This window comes from Leclercia adecarboxylata, from assembly GCF_006171285.1.
Lineage (GTDB): Bacteria > Pseudomonadota > Gammaproteobacteria > Enterobacterales > Enterobacteriaceae > Enterobacter > Enterobacter barmai.
Map to the genome: position 1 here is coordinate 2427765 of NZ_CP040889.1, position 23218 is coordinate 2450982.

General features: G+C 50.8%; 21 protein-coding genes, 1 tRNA gene and 1 pseudogene. 9 read left to right on the forward strand and 14 right to left on the reverse strand.

Annotated features, from left to right (window positions below):
* Nucleotide 1: 1 nt before the first annotated feature.
* Nucleotides 2–1114: a glycosyltransferase family 4 protein gene (locus tag FHN83_RS13380; RefSeq protein ID WP_138370063.1), complete on the forward strand. Its 1113-nt coding sequence runs from the start codon at nt 2–4 to the stop codon at nt 1112–1114.
* Between the two features lie 2 nt (nt 1115–1116).
* Complete coding sequence (locus tag FHN83_RS13385) at nt 1117–1524, forward strand: hypothetical protein (RefSeq protein WP_039028400.1); 408 nt, start codon at nt 1117–1119, stop codon at nt 1522–1524.
* Nucleotides 1525–1565: 41 nt separating this feature from the next.
* On the opposite strand, the gene galE is transcribed toward FHN83_RS13385, so the two are convergent.
* Nucleotides 1566–2582, reverse strand: a complete 1017-nt coding sequence (gene galE, locus FHN83_RS13390) for a UDP-glucose 4-epimerase GalE (protein ID WP_138370064.1) — start codon at nt 2580–2582, stop codon at nt 1566–1568.
* Nucleotides 2583–2703: 121 nt separating this feature from the next.
* Nucleotides 2704–3630 carry a hypothetical protein gene (locus FHN83_RS13395; RefSeq protein WP_138370065.1) on the reverse strand — a complete coding sequence of 309 codons (927 nt, stop codon included), beginning with the start codon at nt 3628–3630 and terminating at the stop codon, nt 2704–2706.
* Nucleotides 3631–3858: 228 nt separating this feature from the next.
* Between FHN83_RS13395 and FHN83_RS13400 the strand changes: the two genes are divergently transcribed.
* Nucleotides 3859–5283 (forward strand): DUF4832 domain-containing protein, encoded by a 1425-nt coding sequence (locus tag FHN83_RS13400; protein WP_419146412.1) that lies wholly within the window; start codon nt 3859–3861, stop codon nt 5281–5283.
* Nucleotides 5284–5403: 120 nt separating this feature from the next.
* On the opposite strand, the gene FHN83_RS13405 is transcribed toward FHN83_RS13400, so the two are convergent.
* Nucleotides 5404–5479: transfer RNA gene (locus FHN83_RS13405), tRNA-Phe, on the reverse strand.
* 171 nt (nt 5480–5650) lie between these two features.
* On the opposite strand from FHN83_RS13405, the gene FHN83_RS13410 reads away from it, so the two are divergent.
* Complete coding sequence (locus tag FHN83_RS13410; RefSeq protein WP_039028403.1) at nt 5651–6493, forward strand: AraC family transcriptional regulator; 843 nt, start codon at nt 5651–5653, stop codon at nt 6491–6493.
* A 36-nt stretch (nt 6494–6529) separates the two neighbouring features.
* Entirely contained in the window at nt 6530–7120 is a 591-nt protein-coding gene (locus tag FHN83_RS13415) for a LysE family translocator (RefSeq protein WP_139564020.1), read from the forward strand.
* Here the strand turns inward: FHN83_RS13415 and FHN83_RS13420 are convergent.
* The 5 genes from FHN83_RS13420 to aspA form a co-directional block, all read right to left on the reverse strand.
* Nucleotides 7117–7692 (reverse strand): transcriptional regulator, encoded by a 576-nt coding sequence (locus tag FHN83_RS13420; RefSeq protein WP_039028483.1) that lies wholly within the window; start codon nt 7690–7692, stop codon nt 7117–7119. The two genes, FHN83_RS13415 and FHN83_RS13420, sit on opposite strands and share 4 nt — an antisense overlap.
* A 46-nt stretch (nt 7693–7738) precedes the next feature.
* Nucleotides 7739–9436: a protein-disulfide reductase DsbD gene (locus tag FHN83_RS13425; RefSeq protein ID WP_139564021.1), complete on the reverse strand. Its 1698-nt coding sequence runs from the start codon at nt 9434–9436 to the stop codon at nt 7739–7741.
* Nucleotides 9412–9735, reverse strand: a complete 324-nt coding sequence (gene cutA, locus FHN83_RS13430; protein ID WP_039028406.1) for a divalent cation tolerance protein CutA — start codon at nt 9733–9735, stop codon at nt 9412–9414. Before cutA ends, FHN83_RS13425 begins: the two co-directional genes overlap by 25 nt.
* Before the next feature lie 114 nt (nt 9736–9849).
* The gene (locus FHN83_RS13435; RefSeq protein ID WP_039028407.1) at nt 9850–11151 is read right to left on the reverse strand and encodes an anaerobic C4-dicarboxylate transporter; all 1302 of its coding nucleotides are present in this window, start codon (nt 11149–11151) and stop codon (nt 9850–9852) included.
* 114 nt (nt 11152–11265) lie between these two features.
* On the reverse strand, nt 11266–12702 hold the full coding sequence (gene aspA, locus FHN83_RS13440; RefSeq protein WP_039028408.1) for an aspartate ammonia-lyase: 1437 nt from the start codon (nt 12700–12702) through the stop codon (nt 11266–11268).
* 335 nt (nt 12703–13037) lie between these two features.
* Between aspA and FHN83_RS13445 the strand changes: the two genes are divergently transcribed.
* Nucleotides 13038–13508 (forward strand): FxsA family protein, encoded by a 471-nt coding sequence (locus FHN83_RS13445; RefSeq protein ID WP_139564022.1) that lies wholly within the window; start codon nt 13038–13040, stop codon nt 13506–13508.
* Nucleotides 13509–13586: 78 nt separating this feature from the next.
* On the opposite strand, the gene yjeH is transcribed toward FHN83_RS13445, so the two are convergent.
* A complete protein-coding gene (yjeH, locus tag FHN83_RS13450; protein WP_039028410.1) occupies nt 13587–14825 on the reverse strand; it encodes an L-methionine/branched-chain amino acid transporter in 1239 nt (412 codons plus the stop codon).
* Between the two features lie 177 nt (nt 14826–15002).
* Here yjeH and FHN83_RS13455 point away from each other — a divergent pair, with 177 nt between their 5' ends.
* The 3 genes from FHN83_RS13455 (at nt 15003) to FHN83_RS13465 (ending at nt 17478) form a co-directional block, all read left to right on the forward strand.
* Nucleotides 15003–15296, forward strand: a complete 294-nt coding sequence (locus FHN83_RS13455) for a co-chaperone GroES (protein ID WP_032616151.1) — start codon at nt 15003–15005, stop codon at nt 15294–15296.
* Nucleotides 15297–15340: 44 nt separating this feature from the next.
* A complete protein-coding gene (gene groL / locus FHN83_RS13460) occupies nt 15341–16987 on the forward strand; it encodes a chaperonin GroEL (RefSeq protein WP_039028411.1) in 1647 nt (548 codons plus the stop codon).
* A 137-nt stretch (nt 16988–17124) separates the two neighbouring features.
* Nucleotides 17125–17478: a DUF4156 domain-containing protein gene (locus FHN83_RS13465; RefSeq protein ID WP_039028412.1), complete on the forward strand. Its 354-nt coding sequence runs from the start codon at nt 17125–17127 to the stop codon at nt 17476–17478.
* Nucleotides 17479–17523: 45 nt separating this feature from the next.
* Here the strand turns inward: FHN83_RS13465 and yjeJ are convergent, their stop codons facing one another.
* The 5 genes and pseudogenes from yjeJ to FHN83_RS13490 all read right to left on the reverse strand — a co-directional run bounded on the left by yjeJ (nt 17524) and on the right by FHN83_RS13490 (nt 23134).
* Complete coding sequence (yjeJ, locus tag FHN83_RS13470) at nt 17524–18387, reverse strand: YjeJ family protein (RefSeq protein WP_138370069.1); 864 nt, start codon at nt 18385–18387, stop codon at nt 17524–17526.
* A gap of 23 nt (nt 18388–18410) precedes the next feature.
* On the reverse strand, nt 18411–20534 hold the full coding sequence (locus tag FHN83_RS13475; RefSeq protein ID WP_139564023.1) for a peptidase domain-containing ABC transporter: 2124 nt from the start codon (nt 20532–20534) through the stop codon (nt 18411–18413).
* Nucleotides 20527–21812, reverse strand: a pseudogene (locus FHN83_RS13480) (HlyD family secretion protein). Before FHN83_RS13480 ends, FHN83_RS13475 begins: the two are co-directional and overlap by 8 nt.
* 117 nt (nt 21813–21929) lie before the next feature.
* Nucleotides 21930–22298, reverse strand: a complete 369-nt coding sequence (locus tag FHN83_RS13485) for a hypothetical protein (protein ID WP_138370072.1) — start codon at nt 22296–22298, stop codon at nt 21930–21932.
* Nucleotides 22299–22492: 194 nt separating this feature from the next.
* Nucleotides 22493–23134, reverse strand: coding sequence for a fimbrial protein (locus FHN83_RS13490; RefSeq protein ID WP_255296733.1), 642 nt, complete (start codon nt 23132–23134; stop codon nt 22493–22495).
* Nucleotides 23135–23218 lie beyond the last annotated feature (84 nt).

Here is a 23218-nt window from a genome sequence, read left to right on the forward strand (position 1 = left end):
CATGGCAAAAAAAATCACGGTGTTGGGTACCCGCGGGATCCCCGATGTATTGGGCGGCGTCGAAACCCACTGTCAGCATCTCTATCCGGCTATTCGCCAGCAGTATGACGTGGAGATTTGCGTCATTGCCCGGTCTCCCTATGTACCTTACCGGCGCTCGAGCTACAAAAACGTCGAGACGCTGGCGCTGTGGGCACCTAAAAAACGCAGTTTTGAGGCCATCGTGCACTCTGTTATCGCTGCGTTGAGGACATTCTTCGATCGATCCGATATTGTTCATGTTCACGCCATCGGACCCGGCCTCGTGGTGCCGCTGTTACGCCTGCTGGGCAAACGCGTGGTCTTTACCCATCATGGGCCGGACTACGATCGCCAGAAGTGGGGCAAGACGGCGAAAAAAATCCTGATGCTCGGTGAGAAAGTGGCGGTGAAGTACGCCAGTGAAGTGATTGTGATTTCCGAGGTGATCAACCAGCTGATCCAGCAGAAATACTACCGCTATGATGCGCATCTGATTTATAACGGCGTGAAGGTGCCAGAACCGCTGGATAACGAGACGATTGACAGGATCCTCGGGCGGTATGATCTGCAGCCCGGGGGCTATATCGTGATGGTCGGGCGATTCGTTGAAGAGAAGGGGATGCATGACGCCATCGCCGCGTATCAACAGTCGGGCCTGACGTTGCCGCTGGTGCTGGTGGGGGATTCGGATCACCCCTCGGAATACAGTTTGCGTCTGAAGCAGCTCGCGTTTGAGACGCCGGGCGTGGTGATGACGGGATTTTTAAAAGGTGAGGAGTTGCAGGTTGTCTTCTCTCAGGCTTCACTCTTTGTGATGCCGTCGTACCATGAGGGGCTGCCCATTGCGCTACTGGAGGCGATGTCCTACTCGCTCCCGGTGGTGGTAAGCGATATTCTGCCCAATCTCGAGGTCGGCTTACCGGATGAGACCAGCTTTAAGCTGGGGAACATCGCGGATTTAGCCCGGAAAATGGCAAGCCAGGCGAACCTGCCGCGCGTGGATTACGGTGATTTTCTGAAGCGTTACAACTGGGACGAAATCGCCAGAAAAACCGTCTCTGTCTACCATAAAATAGATAAAACAATAGGTTAAAATTGACCAGTAAGCCCAGAAACCCGATAGTTATCGATCGTTTTTATGAAGTGCTTGATAAGAACGTTGCCGCTCAGCTGACCCCAGAGCAAAAAGAGGAGATTGAGGACGCCATCGTTTCGATTACCCTGGCATCGCGGCATAGGATCGATTTCCGTAAAAGTTTTCCTTTCTTCGGCAAACGCCTCTATATGGTGTTCTTACTGGGACGGGACCTCCGCGCGCGTTCCCGCCCGGAGTCAAAACTGTCACGCATCGTGGTGACCTTCCTCATCCTGTTCGCCACGCTGTTCCTGCTGTGCTGCGTGCTGCTGACGCTGTACATGATCAAATCGGCGCTGGGAATAGACGTCTTCCAGAACTTCCACGTCGGGATCTGGGACTGGTGGCTCAGTCTTAAATATCAGTAAAAAAACAGGTGCCTGATGGCACCTGTTTGCTCAGCTGAACGTCAGGCGTTGTAACCCCCGGGATTGTTCTTCTGCCAGTTCCAGGCGTCGCGCATCATCTCGTCCAGGTTGCGCGTGGCCTGCCATCCCAGCTGCTGGCGCGCCAGCGACGAATCCGACCAGCACTCTGCCACGTCGCCGGAACGCCTGCCGACGATGCGGTAATTGATCCTGGTCTGGGCGGCTTTTTCGAATGCCTTGATCAGGTCAATTACCGAATACCCGACGCCGGTGCCGAGGTTGATGACCTTGAACGCCTCGCCTTCGTCTTTATGATCCAGCGCGGCCAGATGGCCGTGGGCCAGATCCATCACATGAATGTAATCCCGAACGCCGGTTCCGTCAGGCGTCGGATAGTCGTCGCCGAAGACGGTCAGGCACTCCAGCTTGCCGATAGCAACCTGAGAAATATAGGGCACAAGATTATTGGGAATACCGTTCGGATCTTCTCCCAGGCGCCCGGAAGGGTGCGCACCCACCGGATTAAAATAGCGCAGACAGGTGATCCTGAATTGCGGTTGCGCGGCCGCGAAATCCCGCAAAATCTGCTCTACCATCAGCTTGGAGGTGCCGTACGGGTTCGTGGTACCGCCGGTGCGGGACTTCTCGCTCAGGGGAACGGCGTCAGGATTGCCATAAACCGTGGCCGACGAGCTGAATATTAAACTGGTCACGCCTGCCCGCTGCATTTCATCCAGAAGGACCATCGTCCCGACCACATTGTTTTCATAATAGGCGAGCGGCTGGGCGATAGATTCGGAAACAGATTTAAGGCCCGCGAAGTGGATAACGTCGGTAATGGTATGTTGAGTGAAAAGCGTTTTTAACGCGTCGCGATCGAGAATATCAGCGATATGAACCACCGGCTGTTTTCCCGTTAATTCTGCAACCCGGATTAACGACTCCTGCGAAGCATTAGAGAGATTATCTATGACAACGACCTCTTCTCCTCGCTCCAGTAATGTCAGCACCGTATGTGAACCAATATAGCCTGCACCGCCCGTAACCAGAATTGCCATAATAAATCCCCCAAAAAGCCCGCATCCGTCCGCGCACCGGGGTGGCGGAATATAGACGCTCTTTTGCAGTTTTTTATCCTGTGACACTGGTTAGGTTAGTGCTAATTCCCCATATTGTCACTTAGCTAAAAAGACGCTTTCGGTGATTAACCATAACTTTATACGTCAGCTTTTTAAGCGTGGAGAGCAGGCTGAAGGTCAGGTGTTTTGTATCGTAGACAATATAGTTATCGGTAAAGTTTAAGGTGTGAATACCGTCACTGTTATTAATCGACGAACTTATTTTGCCTACCAGTTTCTCTTCATATTTATGCGGAGTCAGGCTGGTCAATTCCTTGATGAAGATAGACTTTCCATAAAAGCCAGGATTGCACTCCTGGGTAAAGAGGTAGGTTTTGTCGTTGATCGAGTACGGCTTGCCGGCACCTCTGGCATGAACATTACAGATATCCAGGGCCGGGGAGATTTGCTTCCAGTCGCCGAGAATGCCCTCTGAGGTGTGGATCACCAGCTCGTTATCCAGCGTGGTGGAGACCAGGTAGTTCACGCCGTTCAGCTCAAAGACCACGTTATCCGTCACGGCTATATCGGAGACCAGCACTTTGACCTTTTCCCAGCGCGCGGGGAAATCGACGGACTGGAAAAGAATGACCTCTTTTCTCTCTGACGACTCGGGGATCATGAACAGTTTACCCTCGAGTTCAAACAGGAACGGAAAAGAGAGATGGCATTTTAAGTCGTCAAAGCCTTCAAGCTTAACGTCGTCCATCTCCTGAAGGTCTTTATTCAGGATACGGCAACGCAGAATGCCCTTAGAGTTGAGGAAGGAGAAAGCTTCATAAAAAACATACAGTCGATCGCCTTTATCTATAATAAAAGGATCGGCCTGGAAGATATATTTTTTATCAAGCTGCTGTGCTTTAGCGTTACAAAGAATATCCAGCGTGTTTTCCGGGAAAACATGCTGGCCGTGGCTGTTTATGACCATGATGTCCCAGGACTCATGGAAGAACAGCTTTTTGATTAGCTTGTTATTTTTATTGAACATTTCACCATGCTACTCATGATAAAAATTGATAAAACCAGAAATAAGCGGTGTCTGTTAGCCCAGAGGTATGATAGATGAATCCTGACACTCACTTTTCCCGCGCAGTAACATATCAACATTAGTTCCTTTCAGGTTTATGGAAATAGTCAATTCGTGTGAGTCCGGGAATATATTCTGTGAAATAAAATGTTATTTATAAGAAGTAAGTCACTGTAAAAAGGGGATTCAATGCGCTTAAACGATCTGCCATGCAGTAAAAATGGGTTGTTACTGCTTATCGCCGGAGCGCTGATGTTCTCTTCGGGTTGGGCCTGCGCTGAAAGTGCAGAAACCTTGCAGACGGTGAATCCGCCCGCCATTAGCGGCCCCCTGGCTAATCCCGGGAACGGCGTGGCCCGTTTTCACGATCAGGACTTAAACCTTGCGGATTATCCGGCGACGGGCCTCGAATATCGGCGCTATTACTGGAGCGAGGTTGAACCGCGAGAAGGGCAGTACAATTTTGCGCTGGTGGATGAGGGGTTTGCGGCGGCGGCTGCGCATCAACCGCCCATGAACGTCGGGCTGCGCTTTATGATCCTCGATGGGCCGGAGTCAGGCTCTGAGATCCCCCAGTGGCTGATCGACAAAGGGATTAAAGGCACCTGGACGCCGGATCATAAAACCTTTGCCCCCGATCTGGACGATCCTACCTATATTGCCTACGCCCGGCGGCTTCTGCAGGCGTTTGGCGCGCGGTACAACAATAACCCGGAGCTGGCTTTCATCGACATTGGGATGGTGGGCGCCTGGGGGGAGTGGCATAACAGCAACTTCCCGAACCTGCCGCCGTTGCAGGAGCGCTATTCCCCCGCGCTGCTCAACCGTTACGTTGATATGCATTTCAGTGCCTTCCCTGACACGCCTAAGATCATGCTGATCAACGGCTATGATTCCGTCGCCTATGCAGCGAAAAAAGGGGCGGGCTGGCGGGCGGACTGCTGGGGAGACTGGCGCAACTTCAGCCCTACCTGGAGCCATATGGCCAATGATTACCCGGAGCGTATTACGGCGGCGCAGGCGGCCTGGCCGGGATTCAACGACGCCTGGAAAAAAGCGCCCGTCAGCCTGGAGATTTGCGGCCATATGGCGGAATGGCTGACCGAGCAAAAGTACTCTCGCGAAGAGGTACAGGCGACCTTTGACTGGGCGCTGGCGCAGCATGCCAGCACCCTGAATATCAAATCCACTGAAATACCGAAGGTGTATCGCGATATCGTCGACAAGGCGCTGACTAAAATAGGTTACCGCTTCCGGGTGGTGTCGCTGACGCATCCGGCGAGTGCGCGTGCGGGGCAGGCCCTGTCGCTCACCAGTCAATGGTCAAACGATGGCGTGGCGCCGATTTATCTGCGTTATACCCTCGCCTGGCGCCTGCAGGACCAGCGCGGGAGCACGGTCGCCCAGGGCAGCGCCGGGGATGATATCCGCCAGTGGCTGCCGGGCAGGCACAGTTCGGCTTATCAGCTGGCAACGCCGCGTAACCTTTCGGCCGGACGCTATCAGCTGGACGTGGCGCTGGTGGATAAAAACAACACAGCGCGGATCCAGCTCGCTAACGAGGGGAAACTGAGTGATGGCTGGTATCGGCTGTCGTCGGTCGTGATTAACTGAAGGATTTGGCTGAAAGCTGAAAAGCAAAAAACCAGCCCTAAGGCTGGTTTTTCTAAATAGTGGTGCCAGTCCGGCTCTGTAAAAGCAAAAACCCGCCTAAAAGGCGGGTTCTTTAAATAGTGGTGCCCGGACTCGGAATCGAACCAAGGACACGGGGATTTTCAATCCCCTGCTCTACCGACTGAGCTATCCGGGCAACGAGGCGCATTAAACCGTAATCGCGTACGGTCGTCAACCTTATTTCGGGAAACCCTGTTCAACTGCTTAAGATTGCGGCAATCTGTCGGTTTGCGCGGCGATTTTGCACAAATCTTCCAGACAGAAAGATACGCTCGGGCAATGCTGGCAGCGAAAAAGGGGAGCGACAGTGAACGACTGGCTTGAACTGCGACAGCATGCGGATACAGGAATTGAAACGATCAAGGCGCACTTTGAAGGGCATGCCTACGATCCGCACTGGCACGACAGCTATCTGGTGGGCATCACCCTGAGCGGTACCCAGCAGTTCCATTGCCGTCGTGAGCGCCATCGTAGCCATCCGGGTGATGCGTTTCTGCTTGAGCCGGGTGAGATCCACGACGGCGACGCTCCTGTCGCAGGCGGCTTCACCTATCTGACCTTCTACCTCGACGAGCGCTGGCTGACCGATACCCTGCATGGCCTGTATGAATCCACCCCCGGCAGTTATTCCCTGCATTTCACGCAAACCTTGACCCGCGAGCCGCAGCTTGTGCGTATCATTGGCGACACCTTTGCCACGCTGCACAACGACGAGATGAAAATCGTGCAGCAAAGCACGATGGATAATCTGCTGGCCCAGCTCACGTCACACTGCTACTGGCGCAAAAAACTCCCCTCGCAACTGCAGAGCGCGGCGGTAGCGCACCGGGCGCGGGACTATCTCTATGCGCATCTGGGCGACAATATTGGTCTTTCCGATCTGGCACGGGAGACCGGCACCGATCGCTTTACGCTTACCCGCTGCTTCAAGCGCGAGTTTCATCTGGCGCCCCATGCCTGGCTCATTCAGCTGCGGCTGGCAAAAGCACGGCAGCTTCTGGCGCGTGGGGATCAGCCTGTCGATGTGGCGGCGGCGCTGGGGTTTGCCGATCAAAGCCATTTAGGGCGCTGGTTCCAGCGTGCCTATCGCATTACGCCCGCCCACTACCGGCGGTTATGCACAAACCTTCCAGACGTTTCCAGAAAATAGCGGCAATGTCAGGGCTCTTATCAAAAGGAGCCACCTGTGAATCTGATCCCGTTTCTGCTGTTTGCTTTTGTCGCCTCGATAACGCCGGGCCCTACCAATATCCTGATTCTGACCAACAGTCAGCACCACGGTGTGAAGGCAACCCTGCCTGCGCTGGTTAGCGCCTGCGCGGCAGCCAGTGCCATTGTGCTGATTTCGGGGGCCGGAGCGGGTGAGCTGCTGCATCAGTATCCGCTGGTGCGTCAGGGGATGAGCTGGGCCGGGGTGTTGTGGTTGAGCTGGATGAGCTGGCAGTTGTTTTGCGCACCCGCGGCTAACTTATCCGGTAATACGCCTACCCGGTTTACCGCGCGTGCGGCGGCACTCTTGCAGGTGATCAATCCTAAAACCTGGATGATGGCGCTGGCGGTAGTCAGCCTGTTTGCTCCTGCGGGGGGGCATGTATTACGGGACGTCGCGCTGATGGCGCTCTGGTTTTTACTGATTTCAGTGGCCTGCCTGCTGTGCTGGGCATGGCTGGGAAAAGCAGTGAACAGGCTGTTTCGCACCACTGCGGCAATGGTGCGTTTCCAGCGCCTGATGGCGCTGTGCCTCTTTATTTCTGCCTGGGCGGGAATGCTGGCTTAAGTCAGCGCCCCCCCTTTACGACATTGTGCGAAGTGCAGAATGTCCTCCGCCAGTCGCTGGGCGGTGTCGACATCTGCCTGGCTGCGGTTCACCAGCATCCGGCTGAGGCAGCCCTCCAGGATTAGATCCATCTGCTTTGCCACCATCGCCGGGTCGTCCACTTCAAGCGTGGTCAGCAGCTCATGGGTAAAGTCATGTGAGGCGCGTTTTTGCTGGTCGGCAAGCTGGTGAATAGGGTGGCCCGGATCCGGGAAAAAGGTACAGGCGGCAATAAACAGACAGCCTGGGTAGCGGTGATTGCGCACGCAGTCGGTGAGCGCGGAATAGCGCGCCATTAACTTTTGTTCCGCCGAGAGGTCAGGGTTAAGCATCAGCTGCCTGCGCCAGATGTCCACCTGCTGGCTGAGGTAGCGCAGGGCATCGTACAGCAGAGCCTCTTTATCGGGCCAGAAACGGCGGAGTTCATCCAGAGGATAATTAATACGTTCAGCGACCATTTCCAGCGAGGTACTGGCTATCCCTTGAATTTCAAGCAATTGCAGGGTTGCGCCCAGAACATCTTCACGTTGCACGGTTTTCTCCTCCGTTACTTTCGTACTTTCCCGCTTAAAGTGTCGTTTACGGTTGGCGATCGCGCAAATGCGCGCTGAATGCGGCGGCATCCATAAAGCCCGTTACCCGTTGAGCGGACTGCTCCTTACCCTGAGCATTAAAAAACAGGATGGTAGGCAGGCCGAGCACCTTAAGCTCATTCAGCAGGACCTTATCCTCCGGGCCGTTCGCCGTGACGTTAGCCTGCAGGAGGACGGTATCTTTCAGCGCGTTTTGCACCTGTGGGTCGCTAAAGGTGTATTTTTCAAACTCTTTGCAGGCGACGCACCAGTCGGCGTAGAGGTCGAGCATCACCGGTTTGCCCTGCGCCTGCGCCAGCGCGTGATGTAATTCGTCGACGTTCCTGACCGGCGTGAAATTCAGGTGCGCCTGGCTTTGCGCGGCCGGCGCGCCAAACACCCAGTCCTGTAGCGGGCGCACGCTAACCAGCGCGGCAGCCAGCAGCAGGATCTGCACAACGCGGACCCACGGCTTGCGGGCACTGAGGCTGCTGATAAATGCCCAACTAAAGAATGCCACCCCCAGCATGGCCCACAGGCGCATCCCCCAGACATCGCCGATCACGCGTTCCAGCAGGAACACCGGCAGCGCCAGGATCACAAAGCCAAACGCGGTTTTGACCGTTTCCATCCACGGGCCACTTTTGGGCAGCAGGCGGTTGCCGAATACCGTCACCAGAATCAGCGGCAGACCCATTCCCAAGGCGTAAAGATAGAGCGTGCCGCCGCCGAGCCACATATTACCGCTCTGGGCGATATAGAGCAGGATCGCGCTGAGCGGGGCGGTGGTGCAGGGCGAACAGATCAGCCCGGCGATAGCGCCCATCGCAAATACCCCGCTCATGGAACCACCCTGCTGACGGTTACTCATCAGGGTTAAGCGGGTTTGCAGGGAAGAGGGCAGCTGCAGGCTGAAGAGGCCAAACATGGAGATCGCCAGCAGGATAAACACCACTGACAGCCCGATAAGCACCCACGGATGCTGCAGTGCGGCCTGGAACTGGAGCCCGGCTGCCGCCACGATCAGGCCAAGCGCGGTATAGGTAAGCGCCATCCCCTGTACGTAGATAAACGCCAGCAGCAGCGCGCGGGCGGTGGAGAGACGTTGCTTGCCCCCGAGCACGATGCCGGAGATAAGCGGATACATCGGCAATACGCAGGGGGTGAAGGCGATGCCGATGCCGATCAGAAGGGCCCAGAGGGCGGAGAAGGGCAGTTCACTGCCGCTTTCGCCCGTCACCCCTGAGGGGAGAGGGGAAACTGCCGGTTGGTCAGTTGCGGTAACTTCGCTCAGCGGCACGACTTTGGTTTCTGGCGGATAGCATAAGCCCGCGTCGGCACAGCCCTGATAGGTGACCGTCAGGGTGGCACCTTTATCAGCCTGAGTGACCGTTACCGGGACAGACAGCTGGCCGCGGTAGATTTCGCTTTTACCGTAAAATTCGTCTTCGTGCGCCACGCCTGCGGGCAGCTGGAGCTCACCGACCTGTGCCTGAGCGGGCGTAATGCTGATCTGTTTGCGATAGAGGTAGTAACCCTCCTTCACAGTCCAGTTGAGATTCAGTTCATGTTGGTTTTGCTGAAAGTCGAACACGAAAGCCTGATCGGCTGGCGTGAAGTTCGAGCGGCCGGGTGCATCAAACAACCCGGCAAAAACTGATGTGCTGCACAGCAGCAGGATCAGCGTAAGGACGCGTTGAGCCATGAGAGATAGTCGTTATCACCGTGGAGCACTGGCAGCACCAGCAGTTCCGGGGTCTGGTAAGGATGATGCGATTTGAGGCAGTCGAGGAGTGCTTGCTGATGGGCCACGCTGGATTTAAGCAGCATCTGCACTTCATACTCCTGTTCCAGCTTGCCTTCCCAGTAGTAAAGGGAGGTGGCGCCGGGGAGGATGGTCACGCAGGCCGCGAGCTTTTCTGCCAGGACTTTGGCAGCCAGATCCTGAGCGGTAGCTTCATCAGGGGCGGTACAGAGTACAACAACAGTGTCAGGCATATTCACAGGTCGACCTCGTTATCGCGAAAAAAAATCACTATATCACGACGGGCCGCTGCTCATTAATGAATCGGGCCGCTAAGCGGCCCGACTTTAACTCTTTTTACAGCCAAAAAAGGTTTACAGCACAATCCCGCCGATGATGAAGCCGAGGATCACGCACAGGGTAATAGCAATCACGCCCGGGATCAGGAAGGCGTGGTTAAACACGTATTTACCAATGCGGGTCGAGCCGGTGTCATCCATTTCGACGGCTGCAAGCAGGGTCGGGTAGGTTGGCAGCACAAACAGCGCGGAAACGGCAGCAAACGAGGCGATTGCAGTCAGCGGAGAAACGCCCAGCATCAGTGCCGCAGGCATCAGCGCCTTGGTGGTGGCCGCCTGAGAGTAGAGCAGGGTAGCCGCAAAGAACAGCACCACCGCCAGCAACCACGGGTAGTTATGCAGCAGGTCGCCCGCAACGGTCTGGATATCGGTGATGTGGGCTTTGACGAAGGTATCGCCCAGCCAGGCCACGCCCAGTACGCACACGCAGGCGCTCATACCGGATTTGAAGGTGCTGGCATTAAGCACTTCGCTGGTGTCGATTTTACAGGTGATGCTAATCAGCGTAGCGATGGTCAGCATGAACACCACGATGGCTTCGTTACGCGGCAGGACCGGATTCTGGATCAGCCCAACGGTATCGCTGATGGCGGTTGCATAGAACATCACCGCGACGATGCCGATCAGGAACAGCAGCACGGAGCGTTTAGCGTGTGGCTTCAGGATAAACGCCTGGCTACCGCGCAGTTTCACTTCACCTTTTGCCAGACGCTCCTGATAAACCGGATCGTCTTTCAGTTCGGCGCCGAGGAAGTTACAGACCACTGCGGTGATCATCACCGCAATCAGGGTCACCGGAATACAGATCGCCAGCAGCGTCAGGTAGCTCACGCCCAGCGGTTCAAGAATACCGGCAAAGAACACCACTGCCGCCGAGATTGGCGAGGCGGTAATCGCAATCTGCGAGGCGACAACGGCAATAGAAAGCGGACGGGACGGACGGATGCCCTGCTCTTTCGCCACTTCGGTAATCACCGGCAGGGTAGAGAACGCGGTATGGCCGGTACCGGCCAGGATGGTCATAAACCAGGTGACCAGCGGAGCAAGGAAGGTGATGTATTTCGGGTGGCGGCGCAGCATACGCTCCGCCAGGCTCACCAGGTAATCCATACCGCCTGCAACCTGCATGGCTGCGATAGCGGCGATAACCGCCATGATGATTTCAATAACGTCAAACGGGATAGCGCCTGGTTTAATTTGAAAAAAGAGAGTGAGGACAAGCACGCCGAGGCCGCCGGCGAAACCGATACCGATCCCTCCGAGCCTTGCGCCTAAGTATATCGCCAACAAGACGATGACGAGTTCTGCTCCGAACATAAGTGCCTACCTTGCTTATTAACAAGTTGATATTAAATTGTTGTGTTTTGGTAACGCCTAAAAAGAAAAAAGGCACGTCATCTGACGTGCCTTCATGAAGTTTAACCTGAACTGTTATTGTTCACTTTCATCCGTATATCTTTTTGCTTTATAGGCCGGGTGCATTAAGTTTTGCGCCGAGAAGATATCATCCAGCTCGGCTTCTGTCAGCAGTCCGCGCTCAAGTACGACCTCTCGTACGCTCTTACCGGTTTCAGCACAGATTTTACCGACGATGTCGCCGTTGTGGTGACCGATGAACGGGTTAAGGTAAGTCACGATACCGATAGAGTTATATACATAACTTTCACAAACCGCTTTGTTGGCCGTGATGCCGTTAACGCATTTTTCCAGCAGGTTGTAGCAGGCGTTAGTCAGGATGTGGATGGATTCGAACATCGCCTGGCCAATCACTGGCTCCATTACGTTCAGCTGCAGCTGGCCCGCTTCGGAGGCCATGGTAACGGTAATGTCGTTGCCGATGACTTTAAAGCACACCTGGTTTACCACTTCCGGCACGACCGGGTTCACTTTGGCTGGCATGATGGACGAGCCCGCCTGCAGTTCCGGCAGGTTGATTTCGTTCAGACCGGCACGTGGCCCGGAAGAGAGCAGACGCAGGTCATTACAGATTTTGGACAGTTTCACCGCCAGGCGTTTCAGCGCGCTGTGCACCATTACGTAGGCACCGCAGTCGGAGGTGGCTTCAATCAGGTCTTCCGCCGGCACAACGGCCAGGTTGGAGACTTCGGCCAGCTTCTGCACCGCCAGCTGCTGATAGCCATCCGGGGTATTCAGGCGCGTACCAATCGCCGTTGCCCCAAGGTTCACCTCAAGCAGCAGTTCAGAGGTGCGCATCAGGTTGCGGGTCTCTTCATTCAGCAGCACGTTAAACGCGTGGAACTCCTGACCGAGGGTCATTGGTACCGCGTCCTGCAGCTGGGTACGCCCCATTTTCAGGATGTCCTGGAATTCGACAGCCTTGTTCTGGAAACCTTCCCCCAGCTGGTTAATCGCATCAACCAGCTTCACGACAGAGGCGTACACGGCGATACGGAAACCGGTCGGGTAGGCGTCGTTGGTGGACTGGCATTTATTGACGTGATCGTTCGGGTTCAGGTACTGGTACTCACCTTTCTGGTGGCCCATCAGCTCAAGGCCGATGTTTGCCAGTACCTCGTTGGTATTCATGTTCACTGATGTACCCGCGCCGCCCTGATAGACGTCGACCGGGAATTGGTCCATGCACTTGCCGTTGTTCAGCACTTCATCGCAGGCGGCGATGATGGTATTGGCGATGTTTTTAGGAATGGTTTGCAGCTCTTTGTTCGCCATGGCTGCCGCTTTCTTCACCATCACCATGCCACGGACAAACTCAGGGATGTCGCTGATTTTGCTGTTGCTGATGTAGAAGTTTTCAATCGCTCTCAGAGTGTGAACACCATAGTAGGCATCCGCTGGAACTTCCCTGGTACCCAACAAATCTTCTTCGATACGAATGTTGTTTAACATGTGAACCTTCTTTTCAAGCTGCCGATTGATGTACTAAACACACAGTACATATGTGGTTATGTCTATTTTCTGACCGACGATTATCCCCTGAATCGACCAGATACCCGGAATGATATGCTGATGATAGCGAAATGCCGTAACCTGGATCACTTATTATGGAGCCCGCGACATGATATTTATTAATCTGTGAAATGAATCACCGCTTTAATATTTCCAGAAAAAATATCCGTGCAAACCGATTGAATTTTGACTAAACGCCTCCATTTCTGACAGACGCGAATCGCAAATTGATACCGACAGGGGCCATAAAGGCGTCTGCCACACAGGAGAAGCCAGTGCGCTGGATACCGTTAGCTGCAATCTTTCTCTATGTTTACATAGAGATTTCTATTTTTATTCAGGTCGCCCACGTATTGGGCGTCCTGCTGACGCTGATACTGGTGATTTTTACCTCGGTAATTGGCATGTCGCTGGTGCGCAATCAGGGTTTCAAAAACTTCCTGTTAATGCAGCAGAAGATGGCCGCAGGGGAGAGTCCGGCTGCGGAGATGATCAAAAGCGTATCGCTGATTATCGGCGGTATTTTGCTGATTATTCCCGGATTTTTCACCGACTTCCTCGGCCTGCTGCTGCTTGTCCCGCCAGTGCAAAAGCTCCTGACGCTGAAGCTGATGCCGCATTTGCGTTTTAACCGTATGCCGGGCGGTGGTTTCAGCACCGGTACGGGCGGTGGCGAGACGTTTGACGGGGAATATCACCGTAAGGATGATCAGCGCGACCGTCTGGACCATAAAGACGACCGTTGATTTTTTGCCGGATGGCGCTGCGCTTATCCGGCCTGGGGAATCTGTAGGCCCGGTAAGCGAAGCGCCACCGGGCGTAACTTACACCGCACTCCGCTTCGGCAAAAACAGCCACAATCCCGCCAGCATCACGATAGCGTAGAGACTCTTCCATCCCACCATCGCCAGCAGCAGCAAACAGAGTACTCCGCCAATCACCGCCAGCGCTTTATAGCGGCCTTTCAGCAGACGACATCCCGCCAGCATGCACAGCAGGTAGATCATAATGAAAATGCCGTTGGCATAGACGATAAGCGCGTCGAGGTTGATGTCCAGCCAGTAGATAGCCAGCGTACTTAGCACACAGCAGCCCAGCACCGTATTCAGGGCGTTGAGCGGCAGCTGACGTTTCGACAGTCGTGCGAGACGGCTTTCCGGCTTGTATAGGGCCTGGGACCAGACCAGTCGGGCAAAGCTCTGGATGTAAATATTCAGGCTGGCAAAGCAGGCCAGATAGCCAATGACGCAGGCAATCCACAGCGCCTTCACGCCAAACAACTGTACCACGATGGCAGGAAGCGAAGCCGCTGCCGCCATCTCGGCACCGTAGGCGGTAAAGTGGAGTACCAGCACCGTACAGGCCCAGTAGACCGTGCCTGCCAGCAGCAGACCGATCATCAGGGCGCGCGGAAAATCCCGTTCCGGCTGTTTAAATTCGGAAGCCAGATGGGCAAAAGCCTCGAGGCCGACAAAACACCAGAACATCACAGAAAGCGCCGCGAAAAGCTGCGAGTGGTTGATATCTGTGACCGCAGGGAAGGGGATCTTTGAAACTTCAATATCTCCCGCCCACCAGATGGCGGCAATCAGCGCCACAATCAGAATGGCGACCAGGGTTTGCAGGTTGGCGCTGGAGCTGGCTCCACGTGAGCCAACCCACCAGACGATGGCCAGGGTGCCCAACTCGGCCAGTAACAGCTGCGCGTCGTGCCAGCCAAAGAGGGCCTGACCGAAGCCCGTCGCGATATGCAGAGCGGCAGGCAAACCCACGGGAATGACGGAAAGGAACAGCCAGCCGGTGACGCGCTCCAGACGCGGGCCAAACGCCATCCCGACAAAGTGCGCTACACCACCCGCGCTCGGGAAGTGACGCCCGAGAATGGCAAAGACAATTGCCACCGGGAAGACCAGCACGATGAGCACCGGCCACGCCCACAGGCTGTTATCACCCGCCACCAGGGCTGCCAGCGCAGGCACGGCAAAAACCCCCGTACCTAATAAAGACGTTGAAAGTAAGCCAACACCCTGCGCGAGTCCCAGCTCCTGTTTGAGTCCACTCATTCCATTGTCCTGCCGCCAACAAAAGAGAGGCGATGGTAACACTTTCACAAATTTTTTTTCGACTACCCCTTGAAGGGGTAAAACCCCATCCCCATCTCTCAGGGCACTAGCCGGAAAACCGCTTACGGCCCGGCGTCACCCATAACTGATAATGACTTTCTCAAAGGAGAGCTATCAATGAGTATTCGTCCGTTACATGATCGTGTGATCGTCAAACGTAAAGAAGTTGAAACCAAATCTGCGGGCGGCATCGTTCTGACCGGTTCTGCAGCAGCAAAATCAACTCGTGGCGAAATCATCGCTGTCGGTAAAGGTCGCATTCTGGAAAACGGTAATGTGCAGCCGCTGGACGTTAAAGTTGGTGACATCGTCATTTTCAACGATGGCTACGGTGTTAAGTCCGAGAAGATCGACAACGAAGAAGTGCTGATCATGTCCGAAAGCGACATTCTGGCAATTGTTGAAGCGTAATCCGCGAACGACACTGAACATACGAATTTAAGGGAAAGATTAAAATGGCAGCTAAAGACGTAAAATTCGGTAACGACGCTCGTGTGAAAATGCTGCGCGGCGTAAACGTACTGGCAGACGCAGTTAAAGTAACCCTGGGCCCGAAAGGCCGTAACGTGGTTCTGGACAAATCCTTCGGCGCACCGACCATCACCAAAGATGGCGTTTCCGTAGCGCGTGAAATCGAACTGGAAGACAAGTTCGAAAACATGGGTGCCCAGATGGTGAAAGAAGTTGCCTCTAAAGCGAACGACGCTGCAGGCGACGGCACCACTACTGCAACCGTACTGGCGCAGGCAATCATCACCGAAGGTCTGAAAGCCGTTGCTGCGGGCATGAACCCGATGGATCTGAAACGTGGTATCGACAAAGCTGTCCTTGCTGCTGTTGAAGAGCTGAAAGCGCTGTCCGTACCGTGCTCTGACTCTAAAGCCATTGCTCAGGTTGGTACTATCTCCGCTAACTCCGACGAAACCGTAGGTAAACTGATCGCAGAAGCGATGGATAAAGTCGGTAAAGAAGGCGTGATCACCGTTGAAGACGGTACCGGTCTGGAAGACGAACTGGACGTGGTTGAAGGTATGCAGTTCGACCGCGGCTACCTGTCCCCATACTTCATCAACAAGCCAGAAACTGGCGCTGTTGAGCTGGAAAGCCCGTTCATCCTGCTGGCTGACAAAAAAATCTCCAACATCCGCGAAATGCTGCCAGTTCTGGAAGCCGTTGCGAAAGCAGGCAAGCCGCTGGTTATTATCGCTGAAGACGTTGAAGGCGAAGCGCTGGCGACCCTGGTGGTTAACACCATGCGTGGCATCGTGAAAGTGGCTGCGGTTAAAGCACCTGGCTTCGGCGATCGTCGTAAAGCTATGCTGCAGGATATCGCGACCCTGACTGGCGGTACCGTGATCTCTGAAGAGATCGGTATGGAGCTGGAAAAAGCGACCCTGGAAGACCTGGGTCAGGCGAAACGTGTTGTTATCAACAAAGACACCACCACCATCATCGATGGCGTGGGTGAAGAAGATGCAATCCAGGGCCGTGTGACTCAGATCCGTAAGCAGATCGAAGAAGCGACCTCTGACTATGACCGTGAAAAACTGCAGGAACGTGTTGCTAAACTGGCAGGCGGCGTTGCAGTTATCAAAGTCGGTGCAGCTACCGAAGTTGAAATGAAAGAGAAGAAAGCACGCGTTGACGATGCCCTGCACGCGACCCGTGCTGCGGTAGAAGAAGGCGTGGTTGCTGGTGGTGGCGTTGCTCTGGTTCGCGTTGCAGCGAAACTGGCTGGCCTGACCGCTCAGAACGAAGACCAGAACGTGGGTATCAAAGTTGCGCTGCGCGCAATGGAAGCTCCACTGCGTCAGATCGTTTCCAACGCCGGTGAAGAGCCGTCTGTTGTGGCAAACATGGTGAAAGCGGGCGAAGGTAACTACGGTTACAACGCTGCTACCGAAGAGTACGGCAACATGATCGACTTCGGTATCCTGGACCCAACTAAAGTGACCCGTTCTGCTCTGCAGTACGCGGCATCTGTTGCTGGCCTGATGATCACCACCGAGTGCATGGTCACTGACCTGCCGAAAGGCGATGCGCCTGACTTAGGTGCTGCTGGTGGTATGGGCGGCATGGGTGGTATGGGCGGCATGATGTAATCATGTTGTTCTGCACCTCGCAGAAATGAATAAACCCCCGGTCAGAAATGATCGGGGGTTTTTCTTTTGGTCATCTTTTTAGTATAAGGTTTAGACGCGGGCAGCACGTGCCCAGCTTATTGAAAACGAGGAATAACATGCGCGTTAAAGTGGGTGCAGGGATAGTAGCAGCAGCGTTGCTGCTGGCGGGTTGTAGTTCCGGTAACGAACTGTCTGCTGGTGGGCAGAGCGTTCGCTTTGTGGAAGATAAGCCGGGCAGTGAATGTCAGCTGGTCGGTACCGCAACCGGTAAACAAAGTAACTGGCTCTCAGGGCAGCATGGCGAAGAGGGCGGTTCGATGCGCGGCGCGGCAAACGCGCTGCGTAATCAGGCGGCAGAGATGGGCGGAAACGTGATTTATGGCGTGAGCAGTCCGACACAAGGGATGTTGTCGAGCTTTGTCCCGACCGCCAGCGAGATGCAGGGTCAGGTTTATAAGTGCCCGAACTAAGGTGATACTCCTCTCTCCGTTTGAGTAGAGAGAGGAGTATGGCTATCATGAATTAAGCGTAGCTTGTGTTTCAAGGTAGAAAGCGTGAAGAGGCCGCAGGCACTCTTCCAGGGTCAGCATTTTTCCGGAATGTGAAGAAATAATTCTGCTAAATATCTGGCAGGGTTCAGCGTCGTTATGCATTGATTTTAGTTTAGGGCTTTTGTCGATTAAACTCATTACAATACTATTTTCAGTTTCAGATAAATGCGGGGCACTAGTTTTGATCACTGCACCAGAAATTATCTTTTTACCGGCTGTTGTTTCACAACAGAATAATACTCCAAGGTAATGGGTAAATAAGTTAAGTTTCCAACTATCCTGCGTATACTGCTGATAATCAATATTTGGGACTTTTGTTAAATCCACTGCATATAACATCAGAAATTCAAGATTTGAACTTAGGTATTTAATTATATTATTATCTTCAGAATTTTCTAATGCCTGCCGAATACCTACCAACAATGCTTCCACCTGCATATCATCAATACGTAATGATACGACTTCTTCATTTTGTAAAACCAAAATAATGGTGCACCATGTTTCAGCAGGTTTCAGAGTAATAGACATAATACGCTGAGCAGGATTTGGTTGCTCAATTTCAGACATATCAATCAATGGGGTATGTGTTACAAAATCTTCATTATAGGTAATCAGTTCAGATTTATAATCATCACCTTTATGTTCAAGGCGCTGAATAATAATCTGAAGGCGGCTTTGCAAAATTAATAGAAGATCCGAAAGAATATTTGCCTGTAAATAATATGTCTGGCAAAATTGGTTATTAAGCTTGATTTTTAACATTAACGCTAGAAAATTTCCAGCATGCGTAATACTTGCAGTATTGAATCCGATAAATTTTTCTTGCATGGGCTTTTCCTTTTTCCCGATAACTATACTGTTAACAGCGAATGAGCTTTAGACAGATCGATAATACGATCAGCTGAAGCAATAGTTGATGGTCTATGGGCTACAATGATCCTGGTAATACTTAAAGAGGATATGGATTCATTGATTACAGACTCATTACTAAGATCGAGATGACTGGTTGCTTCATCCATAAATAAAATACTTGGTTTACGGTAGAGCGCTCGAGCAATTAGTATGCGTTGCTTTTGACCACCAGAAATCCCCAGGCCTAACTCACCAACAATGGTTTCATAACCCATTGGCATTTTCATGATTTCTTCATGAATATTGCAGCGTTGGGCACACTCAATAATAAAATCAAGATCAGCATTATCTTCAAAACCGCTAATATTATCAATAAGCGAACCGGAGAATAAGCGATCCTCTTGAAGTACGCAGGCCGTTCCTAGTCGATAGTTATTAAGACCAATTTTAGTAATGTCCAGATTATCCGCCATTATATCGCCACTCGTCGGAGTGAGCAGGCCACACATCACTTTCAGGAGTGTTGTTTTACCCACACCAGAGGGACCAATAAGTGCTACGGATTCGCCCGGCTCAACAGTAATATTTAAATTAGAAAATATCGGCTGAGAAAATGGATCATATTGATAAGTTAAATTTTTAACTTCAAGCTTTGCACCTTTATTCTCATCGAATACCTTGCGGAAAGGAAGTTCTTTTTCTGGCTCGCTAAAAACAATTTCAGAAAGACGTTCATTATGCAAGGAAAGCATTCGCAATTGCATTATCAAATCGATTGAACTTGATGCTCGCTGAGAAAATTGACCACGATATGCATTAAAGGCCATAAACATCCCGAGGGTCATCTCATTATCAATAACCATAATGGCACCCAACCATAAAACCGCGACCTGATCGATTGAAGTAATAAAGGTATTAATACCACCAAACATCATATCGAAACGGGTTTGTTTTATACCGGCGTTACAGGCATCAATATTTATATTAAGCCAATGTTTAGATCGACGTTCTTTTAAGTTTAATGCCTTAATGGTTGAAATACCGTACAGAGATTCCATGAAATGCGAACCGGAACGTGCACCTTTTACTACTTGCTCTTCGGCCACCTGGCGATAGAAACGATAGGTAATCAGACGCATGATTGCGTAACATAAGGTGAAGCCTACCACTACCCACACTAACCAGCCACCGTAAAGGGTGAGCATCACCAGCAAACCAATCGTCATTATAGAGTCTATAATGCCGCTAACTATACTGTTGGTAAAGATTGAGCGAATAGTATCCAACGACGAAAAACGAGATTGAATATCGCCCAAATGCCGCTTCTCGAAAAAAGATAACGGTAAGCTACTTAAATGGTCAAAGAGAGTCGTTTTCCATTGGATATCGGTCAACGTATTTAGGGTGAGAGATGTCCAGGCACGTAGCATGCTGATAAAAGTGCGAAACAGGGTAAAAATCACCAGGCCAATACAAATAACTGAAAGCAGGCTCTGGTCATGAGCCATAATGACATGGTCCGTTACCAGTTGGGTGCCAATAGGCATTAGTAAGCCGATAGTTTCAATGACCACGGAAAAGGCGAATATTTTTACCAGAGCAGATTTCAAGCCCACAATATTACGCATCAAATCGATTAGGCGCAGGCGGGATTTAGCTTGCTCTTGCTGAAAACTGTGATCGGGCCATAGCTCTAAGGCTACACCAGTGAAATTATTAGACATTTCCTGCAGACTAATGATGCGTTTACCAAGTGCCGGATCGTGTACGATGAAGCTGGATTTACGCACCTTAGTCAGGACCACAAAGTGGTTCATACCCCAGTGAAGAATGCACGGCAACTTAAGCTGGTTTATTTCATCCAGATCAAGAGCAAGGGCACGGCTTTTTAAGCCAGCATTCTCTGCAGTTTTACTCAGAGATACTAATGTCGTTCCTTGAGATGGGCTGCCGAAGCGTTGGCGAAAGTTAAACAGGTCAATATCTAGCCCATAAAAGCTACAAATCATCGCCAAACTGGCTATTCCGCATTCGGTAGCTTCTGCTTGCAGAATGACCGGTATTTTCTTTGTAAATGAAAAATTAAGTTTGGCTACAATAGATTCAAAAAGATCTTTAGTCATGAATAGGTCCGCTTACGCTCTGGGCAATTTTATAAAATGGGGTAAACATCCACATATAAAGAGGACGCTCTTCAAGAAATACTATCGCCCGTGCTTTTAATCCGTTCGATAAATTGAGGTTTTTTCCATTATAACTAAATGTCTTATTTTTAATTTTTACTATTGTTTTATAAAGAGCAAATTCTTGCTGATTAGTACCATTGTTGACATTAGTGTATTCAGACATCTCTTGACGAGAAGTCGGCACGGAAGATATAGAAAGTATCTCTCCTGGGAATTGTCCAAATTTATCCGATGGAAATGCGTCATAACGGATGTTAATAGTGTCTCCAGGCTTAACGTAAGGTATAGTGTTATTTGGTAGCCATAAAACAAGAAAATATTCAACGTTACCGGTTGGTTTTATTTGTGCCAAACTACTGCCATTTTCTACCATTTGACCTTTTGTGACTGAAAGCGATTCGATGCGACCATCGATAGTTGCTTTGATAACTAAATTACCATTCGCATTGGACTCAACGAGTTGATTTTTATAGTCATTTGTTTGATTGAGCTGGCTGGAAATTTGGTTATCAAAATCGGCATTCTTAGTTATTTTGTCGCTATTAAGCTGTGTGATCTGTGATTCAAGCTGTAACTTCTGGCTCACCAGTGACTGGTACGCACTTTGTTGTTGAAAGTAAAGTGAGTGTTGATAATTATATTGGTCTTTGTTAATTAAACCCCGTTTTAGATAATCATTATAACTAGATAAGTTATCCTGCATTTTTTTTAACCCAGATTGGGTGTTTTTCAGCATGCGGTTGGTTTCATTAAGCGAATCACTGACTGTTTTAAGTTGCTTATCTAATGCCTTTATTGTTTCAAGCTTATTGTGCTGTAATTTTGAAATTATGTCTTGAGAGTTGTTGATTTTTTCATTGATAACAGCAGTCTGTGCTTTGCTTACGTTTCCGGTTATCGTTGAACGTGAAACATCGATTTCATATAAAGGCTGTCCTTTTTTTACTAATGCTCCAATCTGGACATGCTGATTAACGACAAATCCATGCTGTGGAGCAAACACGTTAACAGAATGAGGTAAAGTAATCACTTCTCCACTGACGTCTATACGTTGAGTGAATGTGCAAAAAATAAGCGCAGAAAGAAGTAAAATAAAAAAACACTTGCGATGAGGCAAATTAGCCATACAGGTAATCCGGCTAATAAGAGAGCTTTTCCCTTCCAGTGGGCTCTTTTATAATCAATCGCTTCCTTGCGATAAATATTTTTCAACATTTTCACTTACTTTTAATAAAAAGATAGAAATTTGGGAACCAAATTTCTATCTTAAATAATTTAGAATAAACCTAATTCAAATTCTAACCATGAGAATTTATAGTTAGATTTTAAGTATTAGGACCAGAAGTTAATGGTGCCGTTGATACCACCTTCGAGAGCCATCGTACCGTATTTATAAACATCATCGAAGCCGATTAAAGCGCCACAGACTCCGCCACCGATAATGCCGACAACCAGGCCCCAAATCATGCCTACACCCTGACCGATGCTACCAACACCCAGAAGTCCACCGCCTGCACCACCCCAACGACCACCGATAATAGAACCGATCATGCCTGCAGCAGCAGCTCCACCAATGGCACCAGTTGTAGCAGAGATTGCATTACCAGCCAGGGTAGATAGTGTGCTGCTGACAGAAGAAAAATCCCAAGTATAGGCGCCACCAGCGATTGATTCCATTTCAAATACAGTTAATTGTTTCATGTTTAATCCTTTAATGAAATATATTATTAATTAATAGACCATGACGTTTGGTCCGCCGATAAGATAACGGTTGTAGTAAGTATTGGCAACTGAATTAATTATGAAGAAACATTGAAAAGTAACAGTCAGAGTATTTTTTCTTTTTATAAAAAAAAGAGTGGCGTGAATACCACTCTCTGAAATTTAGGATAGCACTACTCCTCCTGAATAATGACTTCCATCATTGCCTTGACATTCCCTGATGTTATTTCTGATGCATTATCACTAAGTTTGTAATAATCCGCAGTAAAATTTATCGATTGAGAGTTTTTTAAGCTGTCAATACGATATTTATCCGTATCGTAAAAGACTATCGGATTGTTATCTTTTTTAAAGATAATACCAACCATGGTAGCTGCCGTCGCTCCTGTTAGCATATTTTCTATTATGCCATTTCCTGATGAACTGCTTCCTGATATTGGGTTGAACCAATAACTTAAGGTATTGCCAATTGAGTTCATTGGGCAAATTATATTCATTGTAATTGTTTTCTGCGATGGTGTAGCTGCACCCCGAGAAACTGATAAAAGAACATTCTTTTCAATTTTGTTTAAGGTTATTTGTTTAGGGCCTGAAACTGAGATATCACAAGAACTATCCTGAAAGTTTATACTCTGAAACTTTACATTTGCAGTTAGTAGCAACCTATCACTGGGTCTCGGGTTGGTGTTTAAATTTCCCGCAGAAAATTTTATATAGGGATTCGATGACGTTCCTGCTGTATCGATTACTGCTTTCGTTTTTACCAGCCATAGTGTGATAAATTTGTAATCGTTATCAGATTTCTCTTTCGGCACCAATACTGAACGGCGTTGTTGCTCAAATCAGGGAACTATCCCGCAGTTTGGTGATCTGATCTCTTAGGTTCACCACCGGGAGCG

Coding starts and splice junctions, on each gene's coding strand:
- FHN83_RS13380 (WP_138370063.1), top strand. CDS start 2: ATGGCAAAAAAAATCACGGTGTTGGGTACCCGCGGGATCCCCGATGTA.
- galE (WP_138370064.1), bottom strand. CDS start 2,582: ATGGCAATTCTGGTTACGGGCGGTGCAGGCTATATTGGTTCACATACG.
- FHN83_RS13395 (WP_138370065.1), bottom strand. CDS start 3,630: ATGTTCAATAAAAATAACAAGCTAATCAAAAAGCTGTTCTTCCATGAG.
- FHN83_RS13400 (WP_419146412.1), top strand. CDS start 3,859: ATGCGCTTAAACGATCTGCCATGCAGTAAAAATGGGTTGTTACTGCTT.
- FHN83_RS13425 (WP_139564021.1), bottom strand. CDS start 9,436: ATGGCTCAACGCGTCCTTACGCTGATCCTGCTGCTGTGCAGCACATCA.
- FHN83_RS13435 (WP_039028407.1), bottom strand. CDS start 11,151: ATGTTCGGAGCAGAACTCGTCATCGTCTTGTTGGCGATATACTTAGGC.
- aspA (WP_039028408.1), bottom strand. CDS start 12,702: ATGTTAAACAACATTCGTATCGAAGAAGATTTGTTGGGTACCAGGGAA.
- yjeH (WP_039028410.1), bottom strand. CDS start 14,825: ATGAGTGGACTCAAACAGGAGCTGGGACTCGCGCAGGGTGTTGGCTTA.
- FHN83_RS13455 (WP_032616151.1), top strand. CDS start 15,003: ATGAGTATTCGTCCGTTACATGATCGTGTGATCGTCAAACGTAAAGAA.
- groL (WP_039028411.1), top strand. CDS start 15,341: ATGGCAGCTAAAGACGTAAAATTCGGTAACGACGCTCGTGTGAAAATG.
- FHN83_RS13465 (WP_039028412.1), top strand. CDS start 17,125: ATGCGCGTTAAAGTGGGTGCAGGGATAGTAGCAGCAGCGTTGCTGCTG.
- yjeJ (WP_138370069.1), bottom strand. CDS start 18,387: ATGCAAGAAAAATTTATCGGATTCAATACTGCAAGTATTACGCATGCT.
- FHN83_RS13475 (WP_139564023.1), bottom strand. CDS start 20,534: ATGACTAAAGATCTTTTTGAATCTATTGTAGCCAAACTTAATTTTTCA.
- FHN83_RS13485 (WP_138370072.1), bottom strand. CDS start 22,298: ATGAAACAATTAACTGTATTTGAAATGGAATCAATCGCTGGTGGCGCC.